Here is a 2,621-nt window from a genome sequence, read left to right as displayed (position 1 = left end):
CCTGCGGATTCCACGCGCATTTGGACACCCATTCCACGAACACTTGGACAGCGATTCCACGCTGACTTGGACACTCATTCCACGAGCACTTGGACAGTGATTTCTCACTGATCCGACCCTCACTCAGGCAGGCGGCAACGCAGGACTATTCACTACCATCGGCCTCTTTTATCGAAGCGAAGAGGTCGTCGTGGAGCGTATATCCATGCGTAAAATCCGAGAGGTACTACGCCTAAAGTTCGACGCCGGCCTGTCCGTGCGCAAGATCGCCTCCAGCCTGCGCATCAGCAGCGGCAGTGCCGGCAATTACCTGCACCGTTTCAACGCTTGCGGGCTGACTTGGCCGACATCATTGTCGGACGCCGAGCTGGAGCGATGCCTGTTTCCGCCAGCACCAACAGTTCCCAGCGATCAAAGGCCGATGCCTGATTGGGCTTGGGCGCATGCCGAGCTGCGCCGCCCCGGCGTGACTCTGGCTCTGCTCTGGCAAGAGTACCGACTCGCTCATCCGCAAGGCTTTCAATACAGCTGGTTCTGCGAGCACTACCGCCTCTGGGCCGCCAAGGTTGACGTGGTCATGCGCCAGGAACATCGCGCAGGCGAAAAGCTGTTCGTCGATTATGCGGGTCAGACCGTGCCGATCATCGACCGGCGAACCGGAGAGATCCGCCAGGCCCAGATTTTCGTCGCCGTCCTCGGTGCCTCCAGCTACACCTTCGCCGAGGCGACCTGGTCGCAGAAACTGCCCGACTGGCTGGGCTCGCACGCCCGCTGTTTTGCTTTTTTCGGCGGCACCGCACAGATCCTGGTGCCCGACAATCTGCGCAGTGGCGTGACCAAGGCGCACCGTTACGAGCCCGATATTAACCCCAGCTACCGCGATCTGGCCGAGCACTACGGCGTCGCCGTATTGCCTGCTCGCTCACGAAAACCCAAGGACAAAGCCAAGGTCGAAGTCGGTGTTCAAGTGGTCGAGCGCTGGATCCTGGCGGTGCTGCGCAATCGGCAGTTCTTTTCGCTGGGTGAACTCAACACGGCCATCGGACTGCTGCTGGATCGCCTCAACCAAAAGCCCTTCAAAAAGCTGCCCGGCTCACGCCGCTCGGCCTTCGAGGCCATCGACCAACCGGCGTTGCAACCGCTACCGGAACACCCTTACATCTACGCCGAGTGGAAAAAGGTACGCGTCCATATCGACTACCACGTCGAGGTCGATGGCCACTTCTACTCGGTGCCATACCAGTTGGTGAAGCACCAACTCGAAGTGCGGCTGACCGCGCAGACCATCGAGTGCTTCCACGCCAACCAGCGCGTGGCCAGCCATTTGCGCTCACAGCACAAAGGCCGCCACACCACCCAGATCGAGCACATGCCCAAAAGCCACCGCGAGCACGCCGAATGGACGCCGCAACGGCTGATCCGCTGGGCAGAGCAAACCGGGCCCAACACCGCTGGCGTCATCACCTACATCCTCGAACGCCGAATCCACCCACAGCACGGCTTCCGCGCCTGCCTAGGCATCCTGCGCCTGAGCAAACAGCACGGCGAAGCGCGGCTGGAAGCCGCGTGCCAGCGTGCGCTGGCACTGGGCGCATGCAGTTACAAGAGCCTGGAATCGATCCTGCGCCAAGGGCTGGAACGCCTACCGCTGGCTCAGCAAAACCTGCCGCTGCTGCCCGACGAGCACATCAACCTGCGCGGCCCCGGCTACTACCACTGACCTGAAAGGAGGATCAAAATGCTACCGAACCCGACCTTGGACAAGCTGCAAACCTTGCGCCTGCACGGCATGGTCAAAGCGCTCAGCGAGCAACACGCTACGCCCGACATCAACGATCTCAGCTTCGACGAACGCCTTGGCCTGATGGTCGACCGCGAGCTGACCGAGCGCGAAGATGCACGCCTGACGACTCGCCTCAAAGCCGCACGACTACGCCACAACGCCTGCCTGGAAGACATCGACTACCGCAGCCCGCGTGGCCTGGACAAGGCGCTGATCCTGCAACTGGGCAGCGGCCAGTGGCTGCGCGACGGCCTGAACCTGATCATCGGCGGCCCAACCGGCGTAGGCAAAACCTGGCTCGCCTGCGCGCTGGCCCACAAGGCCTGCCGCGACGGCTACAGCGTGCGCTATCTGCGCCTGCCGCGCTTGATGGAAGAGCTGGGCCTAGCCCACGGCGATGGGCGCTTCGCGAAACTGATGGCGGGTTATGCCAAGACCGACTTGCTGATCCTGGACGACTGGGGCCTGGCGCCGTTTACCGCCGCACAACGGCGCGACATGCTCGAACTGCTGGACGACCGCTACGGCAACCGCTCGACGCTGGTGACCAGCCAGATGCCGGTAGACAAGTGGCACGCACTGATCGGCGATCCGACCTTGGGCGACGCGATCCTCGATCGGCTGGTGCACAACGCTTACCGGATCGAACTGAAGGGCGAATCGATGCGCAGGCGCGCAACGAAATTGACGACGACAGGGACTTCAGACTAACAATGCAAACCTGCGTCGCTGCGCTCCGACTGCCTGTCCAAGTGGACGTGGATTAGGTGTCCAAGTGAGCGTGGAACGAGTGTCCAAATGATCGTGGGCTGAGTGTCCAAGTGTCGTGGAATCCGCA

Annotated in this window: 2 protein-coding genes; both read left to right on the top strand. The window is 61.9% G+C overall.

Annotation, left to right across the window (positions count from 1 at the left end):
• Positions 1-205 precede the first annotated feature (205 nt).
• Entirely contained in the window at positions 206-1,720 is a 1,515-nt protein-coding gene (istA, locus tag J5M58_RS25650) for an IS21 family transposase (RefSeq protein ID WP_181859056.1), read from the top strand.
• A gap of 18 nt (positions 1,721-1,738) precedes the next feature.
• The gene (gene istB / locus J5M58_RS25645; protein WP_207880104.1) at positions 1,739-2,494 is read left to right on the top strand and encodes an IS21-like element ISPsy14 family helper ATPase IstB; all 756 of its coding nucleotides are present in this window, start codon (positions 1,739-1,741) and stop codon (positions 2,492-2,494) included.
• Positions 2,495-2,621: the final 127 nt, after the last annotated feature.

Origin of the sequence: Pseudomonas sp. 32_A (assembly GCF_017490905.1) — a bacterium.
Taxonomy (GTDB): Bacteria; Pseudomonadota; Gammaproteobacteria; order Pseudomonadales; family Pseudomonadaceae; genus Aquipseudomonas; species Aquipseudomonas inefficax.
The sequence above is the reverse complement of the archived record's forward strand: the minus strand, read 5'-3'. Positions and strand labels throughout refer to the sequence as shown.